General features: G+C 68.3%; 18 protein-coding genes. 9 read left to right on the forward strand and 9 right to left on the reverse strand.

Annotated elements, in window-relative coordinates:
• Nucleotides 1-157: 157 nt before the first annotated feature.
• Nucleotides 158-1,576 (forward strand): HNH endonuclease signature motif containing protein, encoded by a 1,419-nt coding sequence (locus AWC18_RS17365; protein WP_208858391.1) that lies wholly within the window; start codon nt 158-160, stop codon nt 1,574-1,576.
• On the opposite strand, the gene AWC18_RS17370 is transcribed toward AWC18_RS17365, so the two are convergent.
• Both AWC18_RS17370 and AWC18_RS17375 read right to left on the reverse strand, forming a co-directional pair.
• The gene (locus AWC18_RS17370; protein WP_085139556.1) at nt 1,573-2,535 is read right to left on the reverse strand and encodes an NAD(P)H-dependent flavin oxidoreductase; all 963 of its coding nucleotides are present in this window, start codon (nt 2,533-2,535) and stop codon (nt 1,573-1,575) included. The two genes, AWC18_RS17365 and AWC18_RS17370, sit on opposite strands and share 4 nt — an antisense overlap.
• Before the next feature lie 18 nt (nt 2,536-2,553).
• A complete protein-coding gene (locus AWC18_RS17375) occupies nt 2,554-3,681 on the reverse strand; it encodes a PrsW family intramembrane metalloprotease (protein WP_085139543.1) in 1,128 nt (375 codons plus the stop codon).
• Nucleotides 3,682-3,854: 173 nt separating this feature from the next.
• Between AWC18_RS17375 and rpsA the strand changes: the two genes are divergently transcribed.
• Nucleotides 3,855-5,294 (forward strand): 30S ribosomal protein S1, encoded by a 1,440-nt coding sequence (gene rpsA, locus AWC18_RS17380; RefSeq protein WP_076047766.1) that lies wholly within the window; start codon nt 3,855-3,857, stop codon nt 5,292-5,294.
• A gap of 29 nt (nt 5,295-5,323) precedes the next feature.
• Nucleotides 5,324-6,538 carry a dephospho-CoA kinase gene (gene coaE / locus AWC18_RS17385; RefSeq protein WP_085139544.1) on the forward strand — a complete coding sequence of 405 codons (1,215 nt, stop codon included), beginning with the start codon at nt 5,324-5,326 and terminating at the stop codon, nt 6,536-6,538.
• Nucleotides 6,539-6,566: 28 nt separating this feature from the next.
• Here coaE and AWC18_RS17390 read toward each other — a convergent pair whose 3' ends face one another.
• Together AWC18_RS17390 and AWC18_RS17395 are read right to left on the reverse strand one after the other, a co-directional pair.
• The gene (locus AWC18_RS17390; RefSeq protein WP_085139545.1) at nt 6,567-6,992 is read right to left on the reverse strand and encodes a hypothetical protein; all 426 of its coding nucleotides are present in this window, start codon (nt 6,990-6,992) and stop codon (nt 6,567-6,569) included.
• A 60-nt stretch (nt 6,993-7,052) separates the two neighbouring features.
• Nucleotides 7,053-7,592, reverse strand: a complete 540-nt coding sequence (locus AWC18_RS17395; protein ID WP_208858392.1) for a ribonuclease FAU-1 family protein — start codon at nt 7,590-7,592, stop codon at nt 7,053-7,055.
• Between the two features lie 46 nt (nt 7,593-7,638).
• Here AWC18_RS17395 and uvrB point away from each other — a divergent pair, with 46 nt between their 5' ends.
• Both uvrB and AWC18_RS17405 read left to right on the forward strand, forming a co-directional pair.
• On the forward strand, nt 7,639-9,810 hold the full coding sequence (gene uvrB / locus AWC18_RS17400; RefSeq protein WP_085139546.1) for an excinuclease ABC subunit UvrB: 2,172 nt from the start codon (nt 7,639-7,641) through the stop codon (nt 9,808-9,810).
• The gene (locus AWC18_RS17405; RefSeq protein ID WP_085139547.1) at nt 9,807-11,210 is read left to right on the forward strand and encodes an MFS transporter; all 1,404 of its coding nucleotides are present in this window, start codon (nt 9,807-9,809) and stop codon (nt 11,208-11,210) included. Before uvrB ends, AWC18_RS17405 begins: the two co-directional genes overlap by 4 nt.
• Before the next feature lie 11 nt (nt 11,211-11,221).
• Here AWC18_RS17405 and AWC18_RS17410 read toward each other — a convergent pair whose 3' ends face one another.
• A complete protein-coding gene (locus tag AWC18_RS17410) occupies nt 11,222-11,617 on the reverse strand; it encodes an ArsI/CadI family heavy metal resistance metalloenzyme (protein WP_085139548.1) in 396 nt (131 codons plus the stop codon).
• 96 nt (nt 11,618-11,713) lie between these two features.
• Here AWC18_RS17410 and AWC18_RS17415 point away from each other — a divergent pair, with 96 nt between their 5' ends.
• On the forward strand, nt 11,714-12,073 hold the full coding sequence (locus AWC18_RS17415; RefSeq protein WP_085139549.1) for an Rv2640c family ArsR-like transcriptional regulator: 360 nt from the start codon (nt 11,714-11,716) through the stop codon (nt 12,071-12,073).
• 4 nt (nt 12,074-12,077) lie between these two features.
• On the opposite strand, the gene AWC18_RS17420 is transcribed toward AWC18_RS17415, so the two are convergent.
• Nucleotides 12,078-13,553 (reverse strand): glycosyltransferase family 39 protein, encoded by a 1,476-nt coding sequence (locus AWC18_RS17420; RefSeq protein WP_234806571.1) that lies wholly within the window; start codon nt 13,551-13,553, stop codon nt 12,078-12,080.
• A gap of 320 nt (nt 13,554-13,873) precedes the next feature.
• On the opposite strand from AWC18_RS17420, the gene AWC18_RS17425 reads away from it, so the two are divergent.
• Nucleotides 13,874-14,320: a universal stress protein gene (locus AWC18_RS17425; RefSeq protein ID WP_064998545.1), complete on the forward strand. Its 447-nt coding sequence runs from the start codon at nt 13,874-13,876 to the stop codon at nt 14,318-14,320.
• A 9-nt stretch (nt 14,321-14,329) separates the two neighbouring features.
• Here the strand turns inward: AWC18_RS17425 and AWC18_RS17430 are convergent, their stop codons facing one another.
• On the reverse strand, nt 14,330-15,016 hold the full coding sequence (locus tag AWC18_RS17430; protein ID WP_085139551.1) for an MBL fold metallo-hydrolase: 687 nt from the start codon (nt 15,014-15,016) through the stop codon (nt 14,330-14,332).
• Between the two features lie 57 nt (nt 15,017-15,073).
• On the opposite strand from AWC18_RS17430, the gene uvrA reads away from it, so the two are divergent.
• Together uvrA and AWC18_RS17440 are read left to right on the forward strand one after the other, a co-directional pair.
• The gene (uvrA, locus tag AWC18_RS17435) at nt 15,074-17,980 is read left to right on the forward strand and encodes an excinuclease ABC subunit UvrA (protein ID WP_085139552.1); all 2,907 of its coding nucleotides are present in this window, start codon (nt 15,074-15,076) and stop codon (nt 17,978-17,980) included.
• Nucleotides 17,981-18,070: 90 nt separating this feature from the next.
• On the forward strand, nt 18,071-18,835 hold the full coding sequence (locus tag AWC18_RS17440; protein WP_085139553.1) for a hypothetical protein: 765 nt from the start codon (nt 18,071-18,073) through the stop codon (nt 18,833-18,835).
• Here the strand turns inward: AWC18_RS17440 and AWC18_RS17445 are convergent.
• The gene (locus AWC18_RS17445; RefSeq protein WP_085139554.1) at nt 18,804-20,000 is read right to left on the reverse strand and encodes a winged helix DNA-binding domain-containing protein; all 1,197 of its coding nucleotides are present in this window, start codon (nt 19,998-20,000) and stop codon (nt 18,804-18,806) included. The genes AWC18_RS17440 and AWC18_RS17445 overlap by 32 nt on opposite strands.
• Nucleotides 20,001-20,004: 4 nt before the next feature.
• The coding region (locus AWC18_RS17450; protein ID WP_085139555.1) for a hypothetical protein at nt 20,005-20,217 on the reverse strand (213 nt) is incomplete at its 5' end.

The raw sequence follows: 20,217 nt of genomic DNA on the forward strand, positions 1-20,217 counted from the left end.
CGCCGACCACACCCCCAAACAGGCCTACCTCAACCCGCCCACACCCCAAACCCTGCCAACTACTTGACTCAAGACACTCCCGTCGGCCGAGTCGGTCGCGCGGCTTGGCGAGCGCTTTGAGCGGCGTTATCCGTCGGCGACGCCGGAGTCGGCTGCGTTGGTGGAGCGGATCTGTGTGTCGACTCGGTCGGAGAATCGAGCTGCGGCGGCGCAACTGGTGGCCATCGGGGAGTTGTTCGCCCTGCGGTTGAGCCGTTGTGGTGAGACGCCGGAGTGGGCGGTGGACACCGAGGCGGCGGTGGCTGCCGAGGTGGCGGCGGCGTTGCGGATCAGCCAGGGGCTGGCGGGCAGCCGGCTGCGGTATGCCCGGGCGATGCGCGAGCAGTTGCCGAAGGTGGCCGAGGTGTTCAAGGCCGGCGACATCGATATCCGGCTGTTCCAGACGCTGGTGTATCGGACCGGTCTGATCACCGACCGTGAGGTGTTGGCGGCGGTGGACAGCCGGTTGGCGGCGCTGGTGGTGCGCTGGCCGTCGCTGACCATGAGCCGGCTGGCCGCGCGCATCGACAAGATCGTCGCGAAGGCCGACGCGGATGCGGTGCGCCGCCGCAAGGAACGGCAGACGGAACGCGAGATCGTGATCGCGGACTTCATGGAGGGTGGGGTCTCGGAGATCCGCGGGAGTCTGTTCACCACCGACGCCCGTGCGGTGGACCGCGCGTTGGATGCGTTGGCGGCCACGGTGTGTGAGCACGATCCGCGCAGTCGTGAGCAGCGTCGCGCCGACGCGATGGGGGCGCTCGCGGTGCGGGCGGATCGGCTGGGCTGCCGCTGTGGGCGGGCCGATTGCGCGGTGGGCGGCCGGGCCGCTGTTTCGCCGGTGGTCATTCATGTGATCGCCGAGCAGGCCACCGTCGACGGGTCTGGTGATGCGCCGGGCTCATTGGTCGAGGCGGACGGCTTGATCCCGCCGGAGCTGATCGCCGAGCTCGCCGAGTCGGCCCGGTTGGTGCCGGTGGTGCATCCCGCTGACGCTCCCGCCGAGCCGGGGTATGTGCCCTCGAAGGCGTTGGCGGACTACGTCCGCTGCCGGGATCTGACCTGTCGCTGGCCCGGATGCGATCGCCCGGCGATCGATTGCGATGTCGACCACACCATTCCCTACGGCGATGGTGGCCCCACCCACGCATCGAACCTCAAATGCTATTGCCGCACACACCATCTGGTGAAAACGTTCTGGGGTTGGCGCGAGGAACAGTTGCCAGATGGGACGCTGATTCTGACCTCCCCGGCGGGGCACACCTATGTCAGCACCCCGGGCAGCTCGGTGTTGTTCCCGCGCCTGTGCGCACCCACCGGCGAGGTGCCGGCAACGCTGCGGCGCACCGATGACCGCTGCGGTGAGCGCACCGTGATGATGCCCCGCCGGCGGCGCACCCGTGCCCAACACCGGGCCGCTCGCATCGCCACCGAACGCAACCAGAACCGCAAGGCCCGCGAAGCGCGACTCGCCGCGTTCGACGCCGTGTGGTTTCCGAAAGTCGCCGCCACCGACGACGACCCGCCACCCTTCTAGCGCCGGTTCAGGATTCGGGCGGCGTCGTGCACCATCTGCGCCACGATCTCACCCGCGGGGACGATGTCGTGGATCAGACCCACGGACTCGCCGATCAGGATGTGCGCGACGTCGAAGTCCCCTGCGGACAGCCCCGCCTGAAAGGCGGCGATCGCCTCGGGAAGATGCGCCTGCAGGCGGCTCTCGTCGCCGTGCCAGGTCTGCAGGAATGCATTCCACAGCGCCCGCTCGTCGTATTGGGCGGGCCAATCGAGTTCTCGCACACGGTCGTAGACGCGGGTGCGGACGGTGTCCTCGCCGCTGGCCCGGATGACCCGCTCATGAGCCTCGGGCGGCACGATTGCCTCGCGCGACGCCCAGAGCCGGGTGCCGACGAGGACTCCGTCGGCGCCGAGCGCCAGCGCCGCGGCCATCCCGCGGCCGTCGGCGATACCACCCGCGGCCAGCACCAGGGTTTCCGGGGAGCGCGAGGCCACCAGATCCACGACGGCCGGGACAAACGTCAGCGTCGAGCGGGTCGACATGCCGTGACCGCCGGCCTCGGATCCCTGCGCCACGATGGCGTTCGCGCCCGCTGCCAGCGCGGCAGCCGCCTGCTCCAGGGTCTGCACCTGGCAGATAAGCGGAACCCCCGCATCGCGGATGTCTGCGGCCAACGCCGCGGGATCGCCGAAGGACAGCATGATCGCGGCCGGCTGCCGGTCGAGCGCGACGGCCAGAGCCTCCGGCGCACGGGCCAGGCTCCAGGCGATGAAGCCGCACCCGACGCGCGCGTCGCCGGCGGCATCGAACTCGCGCCGCAGCCAGTCCGGGTCGCCGTAACCCCCGCCGAGCAGCCCGAGGCCGCCGGCGTAAGTCACCGCCGCGGCCAGCCGGCCACCGGATGCCTGCGCCATGGGCGCCAGCAGGATCGGGTGGTCGATACCGAAGTAGTCGGTCAGGCGGTTACGCAGCGGCATCGCCATGCCTCCTGAGGATCAGCGCCGCACCGGCAGGGGAGAGTGATACCCGGCCATGGTGTAGAGCACCGGCGCGGCCTGGCGGGCGGCCACCACCCCGTGAGCGTCCTCCTGCTGCACCGCGAACACCTCGGGATCGCCGAAGCCACTGTCGATACGGTCCCGGATGAACGCCAGACGCACCACCTGGTCGGCGAACTTCTTCACCGCCCGGCCGGCGGGCCGGCCGCCGATGCGGGTGGCCTCGCGGATGGCCAGCTTGCGGCCGCGGATCGATCCCAGCCAAGTCGCCTCGTTGGGGCTGATCAGGCCTCCCATCACCATGCCGGGAAGCTTGGTGGCGACCAACTGCTGTTCGTGGCGTCGGCTCAGCACGGCCAGCAGCACCATCAGCAGGAACACCGGCGCCAGCCAGAACACGTAGGTCACCAGGAAGAACTCGCCGCGGCCCATCGCCAGCGAGGCGTTCCACGAGGCGTGCATGGCCACCGCACCCAGGTAGCCGAGCAGGATCACGAAGGTCTTCGGCCAGAACCCGTGGCGGCGCAGTGCGAAGAACACCCCGATTCCGGTCATCGTGGTGAAAAGCGGGTGGGCGAACGGACCGAAGATCAGCCGGGCGATGGCTACCGCGGCCATCTGGGCCGGCGATTCGGCCGGCGCGATGTAGACGATGTCCTCCATCCAGGCGAAACCCACCGCCACGATGCCCGCGTAGACCATGCAGTCGGTCAGCGAGTTCAGCGCCAACCGCCGCCGCCCGGTCAGCATGACCAGCAGAAACAGCCCCTTGGCGGCCTCTTCGATGAACGGCGCCTGAATGGCAGCCATGTCGAAGGTCTTCGACACCAGCGGCCGGATGTTGGCCACCGAAGACCCGAAAGTCTCCAGGCCCACCGCCAGTACCACCGCGACCGAGGTGCCCCACAGGAACGCCAGTTGCAGCAGGCGCCGTGGCTCGGGCTCCCAGCGGTCCAGCCACCGGTAGCACAACAGCACCACCAGCATCGACATGCTCGACAGCACCAGCGCGGTCAGCGTTCCACCCGGGTTGGCCGCGGTGAACAACAGCAGCAGGAACGCCGTGACAATGGCGAGGAGGACGATCACGATGAGCGGCGCTCCGACTTTCCGCCGGTTCCGCATCACAGGCATAGCGAGGGAGCGTAGCCACCGGTTTGTCCAGCGTGCAACGCGTCGAGTAGCCTCAACAGGTAGTCCTCGACTAGTTCTAGACCAGATCGCGGGCCACCGCATGCCCAGCATGCGTGACAACACTCAGTCCCTACTACGTCAAAATGTCCGGAGCAACCCAACACATGCCAAGTCCCACCGTCACCTCGCCGCAAGTAGCCGTCAACGACATCGGCTCGGCCGAGGACTTTCTCGCCGCCATCGACAAGACCATCAAGTACTTCAACGATGGCGACATCGTCGAAGGGACGATCGTCAAGGTTGACCGGGACGAGGTCCTGCTCGACATCGGTTACAAGACCGAAGGTGTCATCCCCTCCCGCGAACTGTCCATCAAGCACGACGTCGACCCCCACGAGGTGGTGTCCGTCGGTGACGAGGTCGAGGCTCTGGTCCTGACCAAAGAGGACAAAGAGGGTCGCCTGATCCTGTCCAAGAAGCGCGCCCAGTACGAGCGCGCCTGGGGCACCATCGAAGAGCTCAAGGAGAAGGACGAGGCCGTCAAGGGCACCGTCATCGAGGTCGTCAAGGGCGGCCTGATCCTCGACATCGGGCTGCGCGGCTTCCTGCCGGCCTCGCTGGTGGAGATGCGCCGGGTCCGCGACCTGCAGCCCTACATCGGCAAAGAGATCGAAGCCAAGATCATCGAGCTGGACAAGAACCGCAACAACGTGGTGCTGTCCCGTCGCGCCTGGCTGGAGCAGACCCAGTCCGAGGTGCGCAGCGAGTTCCTCAACCAGCTGCAGAAGGGCGCCGTCCGCAAGGGCGTGGTCTCCTCGATCGTCAACTTCGGCGCCTTCGTCGACCTGGGCGGCGTGGACGGCCTGGTGCACGTCTCCGAGCTGTCCTGGAAGCACATCGACCACCCGTCCGAGGTCGTCCAGGTGGGCGACGAGGTCACCGTCGAGGTGCTCGACGTCGACATGGACCGCGAGCGGGTTTCGCTGTCGCTCAAGGCCACTCAGGAAGACCCGTGGCGCCACTTCGCCCGTACCCACGCGATCGGCCAGATCGTTCCGGGCAAGGTCACCAAGCTGGTGCCGTTCGGTGCGTTCGTCCGTGTCGAGGAGGGCATCGAGGGTCTGGTGCACATCTCCGAGCTGGCTGAGCACCACGTCGAGGTTCCGGACCAGGTTGTCGCGGTCGGCGACGACGCCATGGTCAAGGTCATCGACATCGACCTGGACCGTCGCCGGATCTCGCTGAGCCTCAAGCAGGCCAACGAGGACTACACCGAGGAGTTCGACCCCTCGAAGTACGGCATGGCCGACAGCTACGACGAGCAGGGCAACTACATCTTCCCCGAGGGCTTCGACGCCGAGACCAACGAGTGGATCGAAGGTTTCGACAAGCAGCGCACCGAGTGGGAGGCCCGCTACGCCGAGGCCGAGCGCCGGCACAAGATGCACACCGCGCAGATGGAGAAGTTCGCCGCTGCCGAGCAGGCCGAGCCGCGCTCGGGTGCCAACGGTTCGCACCGCGACGAGGCTCCGGCCGGCGGTTCGCTGGCCAGCGACGAGCAGCTCGCCGCGCTGCGGGAGAAGCTCGCCGGTAACAGCGCTTAATTCGCGCCCAGGGCGGTGAAAGGGCGCAGATGCTGCGTATCGGTCTGACCGGCGGTATCGGCGCCGGTAAGTCGACGGTGTCGGCTACCTTCAGCCGCCACGGTGGCGTCATCGTCGACGGTGACGTCATCGCCCGTGAAGTTGTGGAGCCCGGTACCGAAGGCCTCGCCAAATTGGTCGAGGCCTTCGGGCCGGGCATCCTGCTTCCGGACGGCGCTTTGGACCGTCCGGCGCTGGCGGCGATCGCCTTCAGCGACGACGACAAGCGGGCCACGCTCAACGGCATCGTGCACCCCCTGGTGGCGGCACGCCGCGCGGAGCTGATCGAAGCGGCCGGTGACGAGGCGGTGATCGTCGAGGACATCCCGCTGCTGGTCGAATCGCAGATGGCCCCGCTGTTCCCGCTGGTGGTCGTGGTGCACGCGGACGTCGAAACCCGAGTGGCCCGGCTCCTTCAGTACCGCGGCATGTCGGAGGCCGACGCCCGGGCCCGGATCGCCGCGCAGGCCACCGAGCCGCAGCGGCGCGACGTCGCCGATGTCTGGCTGGACAATTCGGGCGATCCGGATCAACTGGCGGAGCAGGCGCTCGAGCTGTGGCATCAGCGCATCAAGCCGTTCGCGCACAACCTCATCACCCGCCAGACGGTGCCGTCCCCGACGCACCTGATGCCGGCCGATCCGACCTGGCCGGATCAGGCGCAGCGCATCCTGGCCCGGGTGCGCACCGCCTGCGGCCACCGGGCGGTCCGGGTCGACCACATCGGTTCCACCGCGGTGCCCGGTCTGGACGCCAAAGACGTCATCGACGTGCAGGTCACGGTCGAATCCCTGGCGGTGGCCGATGAGCTCGCCGAATCCCTGCTGCGCGCCGGTTACCCGCGGATCGAGGCGATCACCGCCGACAACGGCAAACCCGATGCCCGCAGCACCGTCGCCGAATTCGACCATGCGGAAGATCCGGCGTTGTGGCACAAGCGGGTGCACGCCTCCGCCGACCCGGGGCGGGCCACCAACGTGCACATCCGGGTGGCGGGCTGGCCCAATCAGCAGTTCGCCCTGCTGTTTCCGGCCTGGCTGTCCGCGGACGCCGAGGCTCGCGCCGAGTACCTGGCCGTCAAGCGCAACGCGGAGCGCGCGGGCGTCGAGGGCGGTATCGAGGCCTACGCCGCCGTCAAGGAACCCTGGTTCGACACCGCCTACCGCCAGGCGTGGGCGTGGGCCGACCGCACGGGGTGGCGCTAGCCGATCCGGCTCCAGCCGATCAGGCCGATCAGGCCATGCTGCTGATCAGCGCGCCACACAGCATCGCGCCGGTGTGGGGATCGTTGGTGTTGCCCCAGGTGTTGACGAAGCGCTCGCTCTTGACCGTGGTGACGCCGTCGACCTTGATCTCGCAGTGCACCGTGGCGGTGGTCGGGAAACGCAACCGGATCACCATGCCGGCCTTGCTGGGGTCCTCCATCACCGTGTTGGCCTCGAACGGGCTCCCGAACGCATCGAGGTCCGCGCTGGCGGTCTCGGTGTCGGTGCGCATGAAGGTGACCACGTTGCCGCTGGACCAGGCATCGACCTTCGCGATGTAGGTGACGTTGTGCAGTTCGTCGGCGGCCGCCGCCGGTACCGGGATCAGCTGACCGCACCCGAACAGGGTGGCGATCGTCGCGGCGGCGACACCGATTCGCAGTGTGGCGTTCATAGCAGCGGAGTTTAGCGCGGCCGCAGCACGGTCCCCAGAAACACCGTGCGTCACAGCTGTCTACCGCGATCGCGGCGGCGATCCCCGCAGCCCCTCGCTGACCGGCCAGGTCACCGGCATCCCCTGGCCGGCCAGCCAACGGTGCAGGTCATAGCCGTTACGGGCCAGACCGTCGACGGCGGCCACTGCGTGCAACACCGCCTGCTCGGCGTCCTCGCGGCTGAGCAGGCCCTCCGTGACGGCGGCCATCAGCTCGTCGGTGTCGGCGAGCTCGACACCGGAAGCCGTGCGGACCACCAGATCCAGGTAGTGGTCGCGGGAGTGCCAGCGCTGCGGTCCTGCGGTGTACTCGCCGACGTCGAGGTAGAAGTCCTGGTCGCGCTCATGGCCCGGGTTGAAGTGGAAGACGGTCGCGCGCAGACCCAGCGACGGCAGCAGCCAGGACTCCAGGTAGTGGAACTGGGCCCGGCCGGGGGTGGGGCGGGCCAGGTAGAGACCCCACGGATGCACCGTGTAGACGTCGACTGCCCGCACCACTCCCTTGGGGTCGGTATTGGTGTAATCGCGCAGGTCGAAGGTCTCTTCCTTGGGTGGATGCACTGCTGGCCGCCTCTCACTGTCGGAGGTCCGGCCTACTCTGGTCTCCGTGGCCTTCGCAACCGAACACCCTATCGTCGCGCATTCGGAATATCGGCCGCCCGCAGACGCCGTGGAAGGCATCGTCCGCGCCGGCAACCGGTTCGAGGTCGTCAGCGAGTACCAGCCGGCCGGTGACCAGCCCGCCGCCATCGCGGACCTGGAACGTCGCATCACCTCCGGGGAGAAGGACGTGGTGCTGTTGGGCGCCACCGGCACCGGCAAGTCGGCCACCGCGGCCTGGCTGATCGAACGGCTGCAACGCCCCACCCTGGTGATGGCGCCGAACAAGACGCTGGCTGCCCAGCTGGCCAACGAGCTGCGAGAGATGCTGCCGCACAACGCCGTCGAGTACTTCGTCTCGTACTACGACTACTACCAGCCGGAAGCCTATATCGCGCAGACCGACACCTACATCGAGAAGGACAGCTCGATCAACGACGACGTCGAGCGGCTGCGCCACTCGGCGACGTCCAGCCTGCTGTCCCGGCGCGACGTCGTGGTGGTGGCCTCGGTGTCCTGCATCTACGGCCTGGGCACCCCGCAGTCCTACCTGGACCGTTCCGTCGAGCTGCAGGTGGGCGCCGAGGTGCCGCGCGACGGCCTGCTGCGGCTGCTGGTCGACGTGCAGTACACCCGCAATGACATGGCGTTCACCCGCGGCTCGTTCCGGGTGCGCGGCGACACCGTCGAAATCATCCCGTCCTATGAGGAGCTGGCGGTCCGCATCGAGTACTTCGGCGACGAGATTGAGGCGCTGTACTACCTGCACCCCCTCACCGGGGACGTGGTCCGCAAGGTCGACTCGCTGCGCATCTTCCCGGCCACCCACTACGTCGCCGGCCCGGAACGCATGGCGCAGGCCATCTCCACCATCGAACAGGAGCTCGCCGTCCGGCTCGAAGAGCTGGAGAACCAGGGCAAACTGCTGGAGGCCCAGCGGCTGCGGATGCGCACCAACTACGACATCGAGATGATGCGTCAGGTCGGCTTCTGCTCGGGCATCGAGAACTATTCGCGCCACATCGACGGCCGTGGCGCCGGCACCCCGCCGGCCACCCTGCTGGATTACTTCCCCGAGGACTTCCTGCTCATCATCGACGAGTCGCATGTCACCGTCCCGCAGATCGGCGGCATGTATGAGGGCGACATGTCGCGGAAGCGCAACCTGGTGGAGTTCGGGTTCCGGCTGCCCTCGGCATGCGACAACCGCCCGCTGACCTGGGAGGAGTTCGCCGACCGGATCGGCCAGACCGTCTACATGTCGGCCACCCCGGGCCCGTACGAGCTCAGCCAGGCCGGCGGTGAGTTCGTCGAGCAGGTGATCCGCCCGACCGGCCTGGTGGACCCCAAAGTGGTGGTGAAGCCCACCAAGGGCCAGATCGACGACCTGATCGCCGAGATCCGCCAGCGCACCGATGCCGACGAGCGGGTGCTGGTCACCACGCTCACCAAGAAGATGGCCGAGGATCTCACCGATTACCTGCTGGAGATGGGGATCCGGGTGCGCTACCTGCACTCCGAGGTCGACACGCTGCGCCGGGTGGAGCTGCTGCGGCAGCTGCGGCTCGGCGACTACGACGTGCTGATCGGCATCAACCTGCTGCGGGAGGGCCTGGACCTGCCGGAGGTGTCGCTGGTGTCCATCCTCGACGCCGACAAGGAGGGCTTCCTGCGCTCCACCCGCAGCCTGATCCAGACCATCGGCCGCGCCGCCCGCAACGTCTCCGGCGAAGTGCACATGTACGCCGACAAGATCACCGACTCCATGCGGGAGGCCATCGACGAGACCGAACGCCGCCGGGCCAAGCAGATCGCCTACAACGAGGCCAATGGCATCGACCCCCAGCCGCTGCGCAAGAAGATCGCCGACATCCTCGACCAGGTGTACCGGGAGGTGGAGGACACCGAATCCATCGAGGTCGCCGGGTCGGGCCGCAACGCCTCGCGGGGCCGGCGGGCCCAGGGCGAACCCGGCCGAGCCGTCAGCGCCGGTGTCTTCGAGGGCCGCGACACCAGCAACATGCCGCGGGCCGAACTGGCCGATCTGGTCAAGGACCTCACCGAGCAGATGATGAACGCGGCACGTGACCTGCAGTTCGAGTTGGCGGCCCGGATTCGCGACGAGATCGCCGACCTCAAGAAGGAACTGCGGGGTATGGACGCGGCCGGCATCAAGTGACGGCCCCGGGGACTGGCAGCTGGGGGGAGCTGCTCGGTAGGCGCTATCGGGGCACCGCGGCCCTGCTGGCCGGCGGTGTCGCGCTGTACGCCACCAATGAGTTCCTGACGACCAGTCTGCTGCCCGACACCATCAAGGACATCGGCGGCGAGCGGTTCTACGCCTGGGTGACCACCGTCTACCTGGTCGGGTCGGTGATCGCCGCGGCCGCGACCAACGCGGTGCTGGTCCGGGTGGGTTCCCGTTCGGCCTACCTGGTGGGCCTGTTGTCGTTCGGCCTGGGCACGACGCTGTGTGCGCTGGCGCCGGAGATGGAAGTGCTGCTGATCGGTCGCACCCTGCAGGGCACGGGCGGCGGCCTGTTGGCCGGGCTGGGGTGGGCGCTGATCAACGCCGTCCTGCCCAGCTGGCTGTGGACCCGGGCATCAGGCCTGGTGTCGGCCATGTGGGGGACCGGCACCCTGGTGGGCCCCGCGGCCGGCGGTCTGTTCGCCCAGTTCGGCGTCTGGCGGTGGGCGTTCGGCCTGATGGCGATGCTGACCGTGGCGATGGCCGTGGCGGTCTGCGTGGTGCTGCCGGCCGGCAGCGTCGGGCACCGCGGCGAGTCCGTGCGGTTCCCGGTGCGGTCGCTGCTGCTGCTGGGCGCTGCCGCGCTCGCGGTCAGTGTCGCGCAGTTGCCGCGCAGCCTGATCGGCGCCGTCGGATTGTTGCTGGTGGGCGGGGTCCTGCTGGCCGTGTTCCTGATCGTGGACCGGCGCGCGTCGGCGGCGGTGCTGCCGTCCAGCGTGTTCCAGCCGGGTCGGGAGAAGTGGATCTACCTGACGTTGGGCCTGCTGATGGCCACCACCAAGGCCAACCTGTATATCCCGCTGCTGGGGCAGCGGCTGGCCCACCTGCCGCCGGTGATGGCCGGCTTCCTGGGCGCTGCGCTGTCGACCGGCTGGACGTTCAGCGAGATCGCCAGCGCATCGGTGAGCAGGGTGCGGGTGGTCATCGGGCTGGTGATCACGGCGCCGTTGGTGATGTCGGCGGGATTGGCGGTGGTCGCCTTCGCCCGGATGCGCCATTACAACCCGACCGCGGTCGGCGCGATCTGGGCGCTGGCGCTGCTGGTGGTGGGTATCGGCGTCGGCGCCGGCTGGCCGCACCTGTCGGCCTGGGCGATGAGCTGCGTCGACGATCCCGCCGAGGGTGGGACCGCCGCCGCCGCGGTCAACACGGTCACGCTGATCGGCGGGGCGTTTGGCGCGGGCCTGGCCGGCCTGGTGGTCAACACCGCGATGAGCACCGGTCAGCCCGCGGCCCGCTGGCTGTTCGCGATCTTCGCCGGGCTCGCCGCACTGGGATCCGTGGTCGCGGTCCGGGCCAGCAGGGGCGCGGGACCGCTGGCCGCCGCCTGAGGAGCTTCGAGTCAGCAGCAGCCTGCCGGAGCTGCGGCGGACTCGGTGTCGGCGATCTTGGTGTAGACCTCCCAGCGTTCCTGGTCCGGGCCGCTGACCCAGACCTTGTCCTGAGTGGCGTAACAGCACGTGGTACCGATCTCCGCCTCGGTCACCAGGCCCGCGTCACTCAGGCGGGTGATCTCCTCGTGGACGATCTCACTTGAGGGCACCTCGACGCCGAGGTGGTTCAGGGTCCCGCCGTGGCTCGGGTTCTCCAGCAGCACCAGCTTCAGCGGCGGGTCGGCGACCGCGAAATTGGCGTAGCCGGGCTTGACCTTGGCCGGCGCGGTGTCGAACAGCCGCGAATAGAACGCGATCGCGGCATCGAGGTCGTCGACGTTGAGCGCGAGTTGTATCCGGGACATGGCACCTCCAGTTGTGAGACATATGTCGAACTACTGATCTGGGGCCAGCATGCCACGTTTTCGATATATGTCAATGAAGTGTGGCAGTATGGATGCATGCCGAAAGCGTTGCCGGTGATCGACACGACCGCGCCGGTGTGCTGCGCGCCGGTTGCCGCAGGACCCATGACGGATGCTGATGCCCTGCAGATCGCGCTGCGGCTCAAGGCGTTGGCCGATCCGGTTCGGGTCAAGATCGTGTCGTTGCTGTTCAGCTCGCCCGCCGGCGAGGAGAAGTCCGGCGACCTGGCCTCAAGCCTGGGCCTGAGTGAGTCGACTGTCAGCCACCATCTGACGCAGTTGCGCAGGGCCGGCTTGGTGGTCTCGGACAGGCGCGGGATGAACATGTTCCACCGGGTGCGAACGGATGCTTTGCAGGCCCTGTGTACGGCCCTGGATCCCAGCTGTTGTTCCTAGCCGGTCACCGGGTGGCCTTGATCACCTGGGCGAAGGTGAACTGCCAGCGCTCGACGACGTGGAAGCGCAGCGCGTGCAGCATCTGGCCGTCCGGGGTGCGGGCGAACCGGGTGCCCACCGGCAGCATCACGGCCTTCTGATGGGCCGGCAGACTGCGGTCGTGATCGGTGATCGCCCAGATCGTCGGGCATCGGTCGAACTGATCCTTCAAAGCGCCCACCCCGAGGTGGCCGTCCCACAGCCGGCCCCGGGTTTGACGGCGCGGCCCCAGGCCGGGATCGGTCAGCTTGGCGAACGCCTCGGGGCGTGCGGCGGTCAGCGCCCGGATCGGGCCGGGCAGCCACCTGGTGGTGTTGTCGATCAGTAGGCAGTCCCCGGGCTGGGCGTGCGCGACGATCACGTCGGCCACGTCGCTGTAGTCCCAGCCCTTCTCTTTGGTGTACCGATCACGTTGATTGACAACGTAATTGGGGGCCGCGGCGATCACCAGCAGGGCGAGGACGCCGACCATGGCGCGGCGTGACGTGGCGATCGTGGTCACCGCGATCGCCAGCGATATCGCCATCGCCGGCGCGGTGCAGATCAAATACCGCGGGTAATAAACGGGTTTCACCGCCACCGAATAGATCAGCGTGGCCACTGTCGGGATGAGCATCCAGGCCACGCACAGTGCCGCCAGTTGCCGCGTCGCCGAATCGGGGGACCGGCGGGCGCCGCGCCGCACCGCGACGACGGCGCCGGCGAGCACCAGCCACGCCAGGATCGCGAACGGCACACTGTCGTCGAAGTACTGCTGCACCACGATCTCGACGACGGTGTGCGGGTTCAGCGGTCGAATCCACGCGACCTGGCGAATCTGTCCCTGGCTGAACCAGAGGAACGGAGCCAGTACCGCCAACGCGATACCGGTGGCCACCGCCCATCGCCGCCACGCGCCTCCCACCCGGCGCAGCGCCACGGCGTGTACCGCCACCATCAGCACGGTGAAGGTGTTCAGCAGCGTCGCCGCCACCACCGCCACCGCGTAGCCCGCCCACAGTCGCCGGCTGTCGTGCCGGGCTGTGGTCACCCACAGCACGGTGAGCCACACCGCGGCCATCGCCGAGAACGCGTACGGACGCGCCTCGACGCCGGCCCACGTCATCCGCGGCAGGATCGCGTAAAGCACACCGGCGCACACCGATACCCGCCGGCCGGTGAAGCCGCGGGACAACACCACCACACCGGCGGCGCCCGCGCCCACCGCCAGACTGCTCGGCACCCGCGCCCAGAATTCGGTCGCGGGGAACACCGCAAACCAGCCGTGCATCACCAGGTAATACATCCCGTGCACCGCGTCGATATGGGTGAGCATCCGCCACAGTTCCGGAAGTGTGCGGTGCGTCGCCGCCGAAATGGTGGCCGCTTCGTCGAACCACAGCGACGGCCGGCTCGCCCCGATGACGCTGATCACCGTTGCCGCGACGGCGATTACGGCCACATCCGGTACGCGCGACGGACGCGGCGAAGGCGGCGGCGGGCTCGCATCGAGACGCACCGGGGGCGGGTTCAGTACCTGGCTCAACGGCGTGCGCTGTCGGTCGCGGTGACGGTTATGACATTCCACGCTACCGCTCGACACGACATGTCAGCTACGTCACGAGACCTGTCCAACGCTGCTTTCTGGCCGGTCAGAGCGCTGTGTGCGCCGCGCCGCAAACGACATGTGACGCCAATCGCCCCCATCGGGCCCGTCGAAGCGTTAGTGTCGCCATGGCTCAGTTTGCGAACAGGCGACCAATGCACCGGGAGGGTTTACGAATGAGCGGCTACAAGACCGTGGTGGTCGGTACGGACGGCTCGGACTCGTCGCTGCGCGCCGTTGACCGCGCGGCCCATCTGGCGTCTGTCGAAGGCTCGAAAGTCGTCATCGCCACCGCCTATCTGCCGCACGCCGACGACCCCCGTGCCGCCGACATCCTCAAGGACGAGGGCTACAAGGCCTCGGGCAACGCCCCGATCTACGCCATCCTCAAGGAGGCCAAGGAGCGGGCCATCGCCGCCGGTGCCTACGAGGTCGAGGAGCGGGCCATCGTCGGGGCTCCGGTCGACGCACTGGTGGAGCTGGCGGAGGACGTCAAGGCCGACCTGCTGGTGGTCGGCAATGTCGGCCTGAGCACCATCGCCGGGCGCCTGCTGGGCTCGGTGCCGGCCAACGTGTCGCGGCGCTCCAAGATCGACGTGCTGATCGTTCACACCACCGGCTAGCCGGCGGGCTCACCAGCCCCGTTCGCGCCACTCCGCCAGGTGCGGGCGCTCCACCCCCAGAACGGTGTCATCGCCGTGCCCGGGGTAGACCACGGTGTCGTCGCCGTACCGGTCGAACACCTTGCGGCTCACGTCACCGAGTAGGCGCTCGAAATCTCCGGGCTGCCAAGTCTTTCCGACGCCGCCGGGGAACAGGCAGTCACCGGTGAACAGCTGCGTCACGCCGCCGGTGGCCGGGCCGTCGAGGGCCAGCGCCACCGATCCCTCGGTGTGGCCCTGCAGGTGGATCACGTCGAAGCTCAGATCGCCCACGGTCACGGTGTCGCCGTCGGCCAGGATGCGCTCCGGGGTCACCGGCAGCGGCTCGGCGTCCAGGGCGTGCGCCGCCGTCGGCGCTCCGGTGGCCTCAGCGAGGGCGGTCAGCGCCTGCCAGTGGTCGAAGTGCTGGTGGCTGGTGACGATCAGCGCCACGTCCGGGGCGTACTCGCGAACCAGCGCCACCAGCTTGTCGGCGTCATTGGCCGCGTCGATCAGCAGGGTCTTGCCGGTCTTGGTGCACGTCACCAGGTAGGCGTTGTTGTCCATCGGGCCCACCGAGGCCTTGATGATGGTGGCCCCGGGCAGGGTGCGCCGGGCCGCGGTCCCGGGTTCGACGTGTCCGGTGTAGTTGTCGTCAACCGCGATCTGGGAGGTCATATCGGCAACCGTACTGGCCCTGACCTGGTTGTCGGTAGCGCCACCTAGCATGGACCCGTGGCTGACCGGCTGATCGTCAAGGGTGCGCGGGAACACAACCTGCGCAGTGTGGATCTGGACCTGCCGCGCGACGCGTTGATCGTGTTCACGGGGTTGTCCGGTTCGGGGAAGTCCTCGCTGGCCTTCGACACCATCTTCGCCGAGGGCCAGCGCCGCTACGTGGAATCCCTGTCGGCCTACGCCCGCCAGTTCCTCGGCCAGATGGACAAACCCGATGTCGACTTCATCGAGGGCCTCTCACCGGCTGTGTCCATCGACCAGAAGTCCACCAACCGCAACCCGCGCTCCACGGTCGGCACCATCACCGAGGTCTATGACTACCTGCGGCTGCTCTACGCCCGCGCCGGTACCCCGCACTGCCCGGTCTGTGGCGAGCGGATCGCCCGGCAGACCCCGCAGCAGATCGTCGACCAGGTCTTGGCCATGGACGAGGGCCTGCGGTTTCAGGTGCTGGCGCCGGTGGTGCGCACCCGCAAGGGCGAGTTCGCCGACCTCTTCGAGAAGCTGAACACCCAGGGTTACAGCCGGGTGCGGGTGGACGGGGTGGTCCATTCGCTCACCGATCCGCCCAAGCTCAAGAAGCAGGAAAAGCACGACATCGAGGTGGTCGTCGACCGCCTCACCGTCAAGGAATCCGCCAAACAGCGGCTCACCGATTCGGTGGAGACCGCGCTGGGCCTGGCCGACGGCATCGTGGTGCTGGAGTTCGTCGACCGGGAGGACGACCACCCGCACCGCGAACAGCGGTTCTCCGAGAAGCTGGCCTGCCCCAACGGGCACGCGCTGTCGGTCGACGACCTGGAGCCGCGGTCGTTCTCCTTCAACTCGCCCTACGGCGCCTGCCCGGAGTGCGCGGGCCTGGGCATTCGCAAAGAGGTCGACGCGGATCTGGTGGTGCCCGACCCGGACCGCACCCTGGCCGAGGGCGCGGTGGTGCCCTGGTCGATGGGCCCCACCAGCGAGTACTTCATCCGGATGATGGCCAGCCTCGGGGAGGCGATGGGCTTCGACGTCGACACCCCGTGGCGCAAGCTGCCGGCCAAGGCCCGCAAGGCGATTCTGGAGGGCTCCGACGAGCAGGTGCACGTGCGCTACCGCAACCGCTACGGCCGGACGCGCTCGTACTACACCGATTTCGAAGGCGTCATGGCCTTCCTGCAGCGCAAGATGGAGCAGACCGAATCCGAGCAGATGAAGGACCGCTACGCCGGGTTCATGCGGGACGTGCCGTGCCCGGAATGCGCCGGCACCCGGCTCAAGCCGGAGATTCTGGCGGTCACGCTGGCCGCCGGCGGCTATGGCAGCAAATCCATTGCGCAGGTGAGCGAGCTGTCGATCGCGGACTGCTCGGACTTCCTCAACGCGCTCACCCTGGGCCCGCGTGAGCAGGCCATCGCCGGGCAGGTGCTCAAGGAGATCCAGTCCCGGCTGAGCTTCCTGCTCGACGTCGGCTTGGAGTATCTGACCCTGTCGCGGGCCGCCGGAACCCTGTCCGGCGGTGAGGCGCAACGCATTCGGCTGGCCACCCAGATCGGCTCCGGCCTGGTCGGGGTGCTCTACGTGCTCGATGAGCCGTCGATCGGGCTGCATCAGCGCGACAATCGGCGCCTCATCGAGACGCTGGTGCGGTTGCGCGATCTGGGCAACACGCTGATCGTCGTCGAGCACGACCTGGACACCATCGCGCACGCCGACTGGATCGTCGACATCGGCCCGGCGGCCGGTGAGCACGGCGGCAGGATCGTGCACAGCGGGACCTACAGCGAGCTGTTGGCCAACACCGACTCGATCACCGGCGCCTACCTCTCCGGCGCGAAAAGCATTGCGATTCCGCAGGCCCGCCGGCCGGTGGACCCCAAGCGCATGCTCGGGGTGGTCGGCGCGCGCGAGCACAACCTGTCCGGGGTGGACGTGGCCTTTCCGCTCGGCGTGCTCACCGCGGTCACCGGGGTGTCCGGCTCGGGCAAGTCGACGCTGGTCAACGACATCCTGGCCACGGTGCTGGCCAACAAGCTCAACGGCGCCCGCCTGGTGCCCGGCCGGCACACCCGGATCACCGGGCTCGATCACCTGGACAAGCTGGTGCGGGTGGACCAGTCACCGATCGGTCGCACGCCGCGGTCCAACCCGGCCACCTACACCGGGGTGTTCGACAAGATCCGCACCCTGTTCGCCGCCACCACCGAGGCCAAGGTCCGGGGTTATCAGCCCGGCCGGTTCTCGTTCAATGTCAAGGGCGGCCGCTGCGAGGCGTGTACCGGCGACGGCACCATCAAGATCGAGATGAACTTCCTGCCGGACGTCTATGTGCCCTGCGAGGTCTGCCACGGTGCCCGCTACAACCGGGAGACCCTGGAGGTGCACTACAAGGGCAAGACCATCGCCGAGGTGCTGGACATGTCCATCGAGGAGGCCGCGGAGTTCTTCGAGCCGATCACCGGCATCCACCGCTACCTGCGCACCCTCGTCGACGTCGGACTGGGATATGTGCGGCTGGGCCAGCCGGCGCCGACGCTGTCCGGGGGAGAGGCGCAGCGGGTGAAGCTGGCCTCGGAACTGCAGAAGCGTTCCACCGGCCGGACGGTCTACATCCTCGACGAGCCCACCACCGGCCTGCATTTCGAGGACATCGCGAAACTGCTGGGCGTCATCAACGGCCTGGTCGACAAGGGCAACACGGTGATCGTCATCGAGCACAACCTGGACGTGATCAAGACCGCGGACTGGATCATCGACATGGGTCCTGAAGGCGGCGCCGGCGGCGGCACGGTGGTGGCCACCGGCACACCGGAGGATGTGGTGGCGGTGCCGGAGAGCTACACCGGCAAGTTCCTCGCCGAAATCCTGGGCGCCCCCGCCAAACCCGCCAAAGCGGTCAAACGCCGCCGCAAGGCCAGCGCCTAACCGGCCGCTCCGATCGCCGCAGGCTGACACTCTCGAGGTGCTACGGTCCCTCAGTAATTGCGATGCTGCACTTACCTGAGAGGCGCGCCGATGGCGACCGCAGAGTTGAGCCGGGAATACGCGCCGCCGATCTCGGCGAAACTTCCGCCGTCGCGCGGACTTCGCATCGTGTGGATCGTGGCTTTCGGCTCGCTGGTTCTGGCGTTCCCGGTCTACAGCTACCTGGCGTTTCACAGTGGCGCCGACCGGCCCTTCATCGCCAACGCCATGGTGGTGCAGGCGACGGCCGCCTACTTCCTGGGCATCTTCGCGGCATTCCTGCCGATCCCGTCGCTGCGGTCCTGGACCCGATTCCAGCGCCTGCAGGCGGTGGTCCTGCCGTTCGTGATCTGCTCCTACACAACGCATCTGACCTGGGAGCTCGGATGGCTGATTCTGCACAGGGCCATCGCCGGAGCGCGCGATGCCGCGTGGGCCTATCCCTGGTGGAACTACATCGACGGCGGCGATCTGCGCTACCTGCACGCCGAACCCAATTTCTTGATGATCGAGGTGCTGTCGGTGATCAACGCCTGCGTGGGCGTCACCGGCCTCGTTCTGCTGTTTCGGTCCAAGTTCACCGACTACCGGGGAACCCTGCTGGTGATGTCGACGGCCGTCACGCACACCGTCTTGACCTGGTACTACTACGGCACCGAGATCATCGCCGGTTTCCCGTCGATCAACACCGACAGCTTCATGGATCTGGGCGTCAAGTTCGTCCTGCTGAACAGCCCGTGGCTGATCGCGCCCTGGCTGGTGCTGGCCTGGGGCTACGCGATGCTCAAGAAACAGTTCGGCGCTTCGCCGCAGTAGCGCCGGCCTTCACCAGCGGTGACGGAAACCGCGGCGGCACCCGCACCCCGTCCAGCCAGGCGGTGAGATCTTGTGCGCGCTTCTCCAATAGGGAGCGGGCGGCGCGGCCCGGGTCCTCGAGCAGCTGCAGCTGCACCTTCGCGGCCGCATCCTGACACCAGCCGCCGACGATCCGGCCGTTCCACCACACCGTGGGCCCGGCGTTGCCGTTGTTGTCGAAGAGCTGACCGCGGTGCTCGCCGAGGTACCAGTCGCGCTGATACCACCCCATGGTGGTGACGTCGAGGCCCGGCAGCAGCGCACCCCACGGCTCGGGCTCGGCTTCGGGCTCCAGGTCGTCGGGCAGCGCGTAACCGGGCGTGCCGTGCAGGTCGACGTCGACGGCGCCGATCGCGCTGAGCGCCTTGCGGACCACCGTCTTGGTGGTGCCGAACCACCACCGGATGTCCTCCGCGGTGGCCGGGCCGAATGCCCGCAGCCAGGTGCCGATCAGCTGGGTCTGCGCCGGCTCAGCGGTCACCGGAACGCCGCGTTCGCCGATCCAGCTGCGCGTGGTGGCCCACCGCGGTCGCGACGAGGTCCAGCCGCCGTCGTTGGGACCCCGCACGATGTGGCCTTGCGCGCCCAGCACGGTCAGTGCGCGCGGCGCCAGGTGGGTCTGGCCGCCGTAGGACTTTCCCGGCGCCGGATCGTAGGTGCCGGCCAGCTCGGGCAGGGCGGTGCGCAGGGCGATGCTGCTGGCCGGGCCGTTGCGGTCCAGGTGGGCCAGCACCGCGGCGGCGGCCCGCTCCAGCCATTGCTCACCGTCGTCGGCCACGCCGGCCTTGGCCACATCGGCGATCAGCCGGCGCCGTTCGGTGTCAGCCACCCGGTCGCTGGCCGCGGCCTGCACGGTGGGCAGATCGGCGGGATCGAACACCCACAGCGTGCGGCGCATCGCCAGATGCTTGACCAGCGAACGCTTTTCATACAGGGCGTCGTTCAGGTCGGCCACCGCGAAGTCTGGGCGTCGAGCCCACAGTGACAGGTAGGGGGTGGCGGGATCGGTGGCGTGCAGGCCGACCAGGGTTGCCGCGATCCGGTCTATCGGCTGATCGGTGTCAGGGGCAAGGAAATGTCTGCGCGCCAAACGGTTTCGCCGCTCAGCGACGGTAAATACCCGCACCGCCTCAGTGCTCGTGCATCGATTTGCGGATCTGCTCGAGTCGCTCGGCGGCCGCGCGCTGGCGCTCCTCGTACTGCGACTCGAGTGTGCGGCCCTCGGGGGTCTCCGCATCCAGTTCCTGGGCGCCGATCGAGGTCTCGTAGCGGCGCTCGATCTTCTCGCGCACCGAGTCGAACGTCGGCACGCCGGTGGCGTCGTAGCCGCTGTCGGCCGGCGG

Source organism: Mycolicibacter nonchromogenicus, assembly GCF_002101775.1.
Classification (GTDB): domain Bacteria; phylum Actinomycetota; class Actinomycetes; order Mycobacteriales; family Mycobacteriaceae; genus Mycobacterium; species Mycobacterium nonchromogenicum.